Here is a 6,878-nt window from a genome sequence, read left to right as displayed (position 1 = left end):
ATGGTGGGAGAGAATGGATTCGAACCATTGTAGGCTGAGCCAACGGATTTACAGTCCGCCCCCTTTAGCCACTCGGGCACTCTCCCATGAATATGCTATAATATTTTAATATATTATTCATATTTTGTCAATAGATTATAGCAATATAAAAATATGTGGTTATATACATAACTTTATCTATTATTATTTGTAAAAAAGAAAACGGAAAAATTTTCCGTTTTTTTATATATTTTATTCCCAAGGCTTTAAAATTACCTTTATTGCTTCTCCTGTTCTCGTCATTTCTATTCCGTGCTTTATATCTTTTAACGGAATAGTATGAGTAACAAATTTTGCAGCGTCAATCCTTCCTTCAATAATTAAATCTAAGGCACTTTTAAATGATTCAGGAGAAAAACTGTATCCCCCGCAAAGTTGTAATTCTTTATAATGAATCAAGTTACTATCAAAATTCACATGACAGTTATCATGAGGAAGTCCTCCAAACAATAATAACTTTCCTCTCGGACGAAGATAATGAGTTGCTTCCTCCTGTGCAGAACCTACAGGACAGGCTGTAATGGCAACATCTACTCCATCTCCATCTGTTTCTTTCATAACAATATCTTCTAAATTATCAACCGTAGGATTTACAAAGATATCTATAAAGTCAAATCGTTTTGCTTTTTCCAATCTCGGCTGGTTAACTTCCGATAAAATTACTTTCTTTGCCCCTCTTATCTTAGCCATTGCACTATGAAGATTTCCAAGGGGACCCGCACCCATTATAAGGACAATATCTCCTTTTGTAACATTTATAAATTCATGTGTTGAATATACACTGGCAAGAGTTTCAGATAGTGGTGCCAAATCTAAATTAAAATCATCCGGAAGAATATGTAAGAATTTAGGATTTGCCCCAACTTTTGGCACTGCCATATACTGTGCATATCCACCGTAAAAATCCATTCCAGGAACAACAATATTTTTACACAAATTTCTTAAATTTTTTTCCGATGTACAAAACTTACATTCACCACAAGTAATCCCCGGATTAAGCATAACCTTTTGCCCCTTTTTATAGTAAGGAACATCACTTTCTTCAACAACACCTGCAACTTCGTGCCCGATAATATACGGAGGTTTTACTTTATTGTGTCCGGAAGTAAATGTTCTTATATCAGATCCACAAAGACCTACAGATATCACTTTTACAAGAACTCCTTCTTTAGGACATTTGGGAGTTTCAATTTCACCATACTCAAAATCATTTGGACCATTATAAATTACTGCTTTCATATTATATTCTCCTTAGTCTTTTCTTAATTACAGTTTAAAATAAAGTAAAATATTTTACAATACTGAAAAAATTTGCAAAGAAAAATTTTATTGAAAAAATAGTCTAAAAATATTTTTATATGACTCATTATAAATTAATAATAAAAAAGACTTGTACATATAATGTACAAGTCTTTTTTATTATTCTTCAGGTTCTTGTAAAGCATTAAACCCTTCTTCTCCCGTTCTAATTTTAACAACATTGTCAAGTCCATACACAAAGATTTTACCGTCCCCGATATTGCCTGTGTATAAAGCTTTTTTAGCTTCTTCAATAACTTCTCTTACTGGAACTGCCGCAACTACGATTTCTACCTTTAATTTAGGAAGTAAGATTGACTCTACTTCACTACCACGATAGAAATGTTTTCTACCCTTTTGAACACCACATCCAAGAACATTTGTTACTGTCATACCTGTAACACCAATTTTTTGCATTGCAGCTTTTAAAGAACCAAATTTATCTTGATTAATTACAATGGTAACTTTACTTATACCACTATCAAGTTTTGTAACTTTAATATCATCTCCATCAGTTATTGTTTGCATAACAGGTTTGATTTCTTTAGCTAAGGGAGTAGGCGTTTCAACTCTAAATAATCCACTTTCATCATCTAATGAATAATATAAATTACCTGCAGGAGCAAAATCTGCATACGCACTTACAAGACCATGTTCTGTTATATCAAGTCCTAAAATTTCCTCTTCTGCACTTGCTCTTAAACCTACTGTCTTATCAATTAGCTTAAATACAATAAACATTGCAATAAATACATAAATTGCTACACTAGCAACACCCAAAAGTTGTATTAAAAACATATGAATACCGCCACCATAGAATAAACCACCATCAACAGCAAACAAACCTGTTAAAAGTGTTCCTGTCAAACCACAACACCCATGAACAGCGATTGCACCAACAGGGTCATCAATTTTTAATTTATGATCAATAAATTCAACCGCAAATACAACAAGTACACCTGCAATTGCTCCGATAAAGAATGAACCTGCTACAGAAACCATATCACAACCAGCTGTAATTGCAACAAGCCCTGCCAAAGCACCATTTAAAGTCATTGAAACATCAGGTTTACCATATCTTACCCAAGTTACGATTAAACTCATTAATGCCGCAGCTGCTGCTGCCATATTGGTTGTTACAAAAATGCTTGAAGCTGAAATCATGTCCGCGTCAGTTGACATTGCAACAGTTGAGCAACCGTTAAATCCAAACCAACCCATCCATAAGATGAACACACCAAGGGCACCTATTGCAATATTATGTCCAGGAATGGCTTTGCTTTTCCCGCTTTTATCATACTTACCAAGTCTTGCACCAAGAATTTTAGCACCTACCAATGCAGATATGCCACCTACCATATGTACTGCCGTTGAACCTGCAAAATCATGAAATCCTAGTTGACTTAACCAGCCACCACCCCAAATCCAATGACCTGAGATTGGATAAATAATTGCACTTATTACAGCCGAATAAATTAAATATGCAATAAACTTTGTTCTTTCTGCCATTGCACCTGATACAATTGTAGCAGCCGTTGCACAGAACACTGTTTGAAAAATAATGAAGGCCATTGTAGGGAAAGTACCATCATAGTTACCTCTAATAAAAAAATCAATTTTACCTATAATCCCTCCGATATCATCACCCATCATTATGCCAAAACCAAGTACCCAGAAAATAATGGTACCAAGAACAAAGTCCATTAAATTTTTCATAATAATGTTACCTGCATTTTTTGCTCTGGTAAAACCTCCCTCTACCATTGCAAATCCTGCTTGCATCCAAAATACCAATATTGCTCCGACTAATACCCAAATTGTATCAAGAGCACTAAATGTTGTTCCCATTTTTCTTTTCCTCCTAAAATTTATAAATAAAAAAGCGCATATGTAAATATTACATACACGCCTTTGTGTCAAAATTTATTATTTTTTATTGAACGCTGAATAAAATTTCACCATAAGATGGATACGGCCAGAATTTCTTATCCACTATTGTTTCAAGTTCATCTGCATATTTTCTTAAATGTTCCATATTTTCAAATACTTTTTCTTTAAAGGTTATTGCTCGTTTTTCTGCATTTTGTACACTTTCGGCTTCTTTCAAACCTTTTTGTAATTCACTGATTGCATCATATAATTTTGCATTCAAATCACTTACTTTTACAACAGTATCTTCTTCTACTTTGTTGTTTGCACTTGGACAAGCTGTTTGTTTTACTTGAAGTGTTTCTGCAACTTCTTTTACATATGTAATACATGCAGGTAAGATAGCATTTTTGGCCATTTCTATTGTAGCTTTTGCTTCAATAGATAAAACATTTGAATAGTCTTCAAGCAATACTTCTGTTCTACTTTCAAGTTCATCTTTTGAAAGAACTTTATGTTTTTCAAATAACTTAACATTTTCTTCTTTTCTATAATAAGGAATTGCTTCAGCACTTGTTCTTAAATTTAGAAGTTTTCTTTTAGCTGCTTCTTCTACCCATTCATCAGAATATCCGTCTCCGTTGAAGATAATTCTTTGATGAGCGGTAAATGTTTCTTTAATTAAAGCTTTTATTGCTTCTTCTGAATTATCTTTTTCCAATCTATCTGCGAAATCACTAAATGCATCTGCAACAATTGTATTTAAAATCATATTAGGACAAGCAACTGAGTCTTTAGAACCTACCATTCTAAATTCAAATTTATTTCCTGTAAAAGCAAAAGGTGATGTTCTGTTTCTGTCCGTTGTATCTTTTGTTAAGTCAGGAAGAACAGTTGCTCCAAGAGAAAACTTTGTTTTTCCTTCGCTCTTATAATCATTATCTGAAATAATTGCATCAACAACACCTTTTAAATCATCCCCAAGGAATATAGAGATAATTGCAGGAGGAGCTTCGTTTGCACCGAGTCTGTGGTCGTTGCCTGCTGTTGCTACTGAAATTCTAAGTAAATCTTGATGTTCATCTACAGCTTTTACTACAGCGGCAAGAACAAGCAAAAACTGCATATTTTGTTTAGGGTCGTATCCAGGAGAAAGTAAGTTTTCCCCCTCTTTTGTTGTGATAGACCAGTTATTATGTTTACCACTTCCATTTATACCCTCGAATGGTTTTTCATGCAACAAACAAACAAGTCCATGTTTTCTTGCAATTTTTTTCATCATTTCCATCATAATTTGATTTTGGTCTGTTGCTGTATTAGTTGATGAATAAACAGGCGCAAGTTCATGTTGTGCAGGAGCTACTTCGTTATGTCTTGTCTTCGCAGTAATACCAAATTCCCAAAGACTCTTATCCAAGTCTTCCATATATTCTAAGATTTTTGCTTTTATTGAACCAAAATAATGATCATCAAGTTCTTGACCTTTAGGAGAAGGTGAACCAAATAATGTTCTTCCCGTATAAATAAGGTCAGGTCTTTTCTTATACATTTCTTCTGAGATAATAAAGTATTCTTGTTCTGCTCCAACTGAAGTATCAGCACCACTGCATTCTTTTCCAAGAAGTTTTAATAATCTTTTTGTTTGATTACTGATTGCTTCAATAGATTTAAGAAGCGGAGCTTTTTTATCAAGAACTTCACCGTTATAAGAACAGAAAATTGCAGGAATACATAAAGTATTATCTTTAATAAAAGCATAACTTGTAGGATCCCAAACTGTATATCCTCTCGCTTCATTTGTTGCTCTAAGTCCTCCTGATGGAAAAGATGAAGCATCAGGTTCTGCTTGTAATAATTCTTTACCTGATAATCTAAGTACAACGTTATCTCCGTCAGGAACTATAAAAGCATCATGTTTTTCTGCTGTTAAACTTGTCATTGGTTGGAACCAGTGAGTATAATGTGTACAACCATTTTCAAGAGCCCACTCTTTCATTGCATGGGCTACTGCATTTGCAATGCTTATATCTAATTTTTTGCCTTCTTCAATAGTCTTCTTTAATTTGTTATATGTATCTTTAGGTAATTTTTCTTTCATTGTAGTATCATTGAAAACTTTACAACCAAAGAACTCAGGTATTGCGCTCATAATATATACATCCTTTCATATGTTTTTTATCATTCTTAATACTTTTACATATAGATTAATTATACAAAATTTTTCTTTATCTTTCTACTATAAATTAAAGCTGAATCTACAAATTATATAAATAAATCTAAAAGTAAACTTGTATTAAGTAAGCAAAAAGGCACCGTAAGCATTTTGCTTACAGCGCCTTTGCTGTGTATGAGTGGATTTTACTACGAGGTTTTATTTTTGTCAAGCATTTTTTTTGAAATTTTTTAAATTTTTAGAAAATTCAAAAAAAATATAAATTTCTCTTGCATTTTTATAATTTTGAGTTTATACTTATACCACTAACTAAATATTAAGGACAATGGCGTCCAATAAGTACTTTATTTTTATGTGCTTATTGGGCGCTTTATTTTTTGGGGGTGTAGAAATGATATGTGATGAAAGATATAAAGAAGGAAATGTAAGAATACCTTCAGGATGTGCCATAAGCGGTATTTTTCACAAAGATGGAAAAAGAACCGACGGAAGAGAGATAATAACATCAATTGAAGTGATGCACGAAAGAAGCAACGGACTTGGAGGAGGGTTTGCCGCTTACGGCATATATCCCGAATATAAAGACTATTATGCTTTTCATGTTTTTTATGATGACAATATTGTAAGAAAAGAATGTGAAGCTTTTTTAGATACTCATTTTGATATTATCGAGCAAGGAATTATTCCTACAAGAAAAATCGATAAAATTATAAACGAACCTTTAATATATAGATATTTTGTATTGCCAAAAGAATCGAAATTAAAAGCTTCTCAACTTGACGAAAAAGAATTTGTAGTTGAATGTGTTATGAACATAAACACAAATATGAATGGTTCTTATGTTTTTTCATGCGGGAAAAATATGGGTTCTTTCAAAGCAGTAGGTTACCCCGAAGATGTGGGAGAATTTTATAAGCTAGATGAATACAAAGCATATTCTTGGACGGCACACGGAAGATATCCCACAAATACTCCCGGATGGTGGGGAGGCGCCCATCCTTTCAGTTTACTAGATTACTCTATCGTACATAACGGCGAAATTTCTTCTTACGATGCAAACAGAAGATATATTGAAATGTTTGGATATAAATGTAATCTTCTAACAGATACAGAAGTAATTACATATATGATGGACTATTTACTTAGAAAAAACAAACTAACTTTAAAAGAAGCAGCAGAAATTGTTGCAGCACCTTTCTGGGAAACCATAAAAGAAAAAGAAACAAAAGAAAAGGAACGTTTAACTTATTTGAGAACAGTCTTTTCTAATATGTTAATAACAGGACCTTTTTCTATAATCTTGGGTTTTAACGGAGGGCTTATGGCTCTTAACGACAGATTAAAACTTCGTTCAATGGTTGTTGCTAAAAAAGACGAAACAGTATATATAGCCAGTGAAGAAAGTGCAATAAAAATAATAGAAAAAAATGTTGATGATATTTTCTCTCCAGGTGGAGGCGAAGCAATAATAGTAAAACTAAATAAGGAGATAGAATAA

At 33.0% G+C, this 6,878-nt stretch carries 4 protein-coding genes and 1 tRNA gene; 1 reads left to right on the top strand and 4 read right to left on the bottom strand.

The features are described 5' to 3' along the window. Window position 1: 1 nt before the first annotated feature. The 4 genes from QZ357_RS01355 to QZ357_RS01340 all read right to left on the bottom strand — a co-directional run bounded on the left by QZ357_RS01355 (window position 2) and on the right by QZ357_RS01340 (window position 5,356). Window positions 2–86: transfer RNA gene (locus tag QZ357_RS01355), tRNA-Tyr, on the bottom strand. Between the two features lie 145 nt (window positions 87–231). After that, on the bottom strand, window positions 232–1,278 hold the full coding sequence (locus QZ357_RS01350) for an alcohol dehydrogenase catalytic domain-containing protein (protein WP_290770977.1): 1,047 nt from the start codon (window positions 1,276–1,278) through the stop codon (window positions 232–234). A gap of 180 nt (window positions 1,279–1,458) precedes the next feature. After that, complete coding sequence (locus tag QZ357_RS01345; RefSeq protein ID WP_290770976.1) at window positions 1,459–3,186, bottom strand: ammonium transporter; 1,728 nt, start codon at window positions 3,184–3,186, stop codon at window positions 1,459–1,461. 85 nt (window positions 3,187–3,271) lie between these two features. After that, on the bottom strand, window positions 3,272–5,356 hold the full coding sequence (locus tag QZ357_RS01340) for a glutamine synthetase III (RefSeq protein WP_290770974.1): 2,085 nt from the start codon (window positions 5,354–5,356) through the stop codon (window positions 3,272–3,274). 415 nt (window positions 5,357–5,771) lie between these two features. On the opposite strand from QZ357_RS01340, the gene QZ357_RS01335 reads away from it, so the two are divergent. After that, entirely contained in the window at window positions 5,772–6,878 is a 1,107-nt protein-coding gene (locus QZ357_RS01335) for a glutamine amidotransferase family protein (protein ID WP_290770972.1), read from the top strand.

The organism is Anaerofustis sp. (assembly GCF_019420015.1).
In the GTDB taxonomy this organism is placed as follows: Bacteria; Bacillota; Clostridia; order Eubacteriales; family Anaerofustaceae; genus Anaerofustis.
The sequence above is the reverse complement of the archived record's forward strand: the minus strand, read 5'-3'. Positions and strand labels throughout refer to the sequence as shown.

Coding starts and splice junctions, on each gene's coding strand:
- QZ357_RS01350 (WP_290770977.1), bottom strand. CDS start 1,278: ATGAAAGCAGTAATTTATAATGGTCCAAATGATTTTGAGTATGGTGAA.
- QZ357_RS01345 (WP_290770976.1), bottom strand. CDS start 3,186: ATGGGAACAACATTTAGTGCTCTTGATACAATTTGGGTATTAGTCGGA.
- QZ357_RS01340 (WP_290770974.1), bottom strand. CDS start 5,356: ATGAGCGCAATACCTGAGTTCTTTGGTTGTAAAGTTTTCAATGATACT.
- QZ357_RS01335 (WP_290770972.1), top strand. CDS start 5,772: ATGATATGTGATGAAAGATATAAAGAAGGAAATGTAAGAATACCTTCA.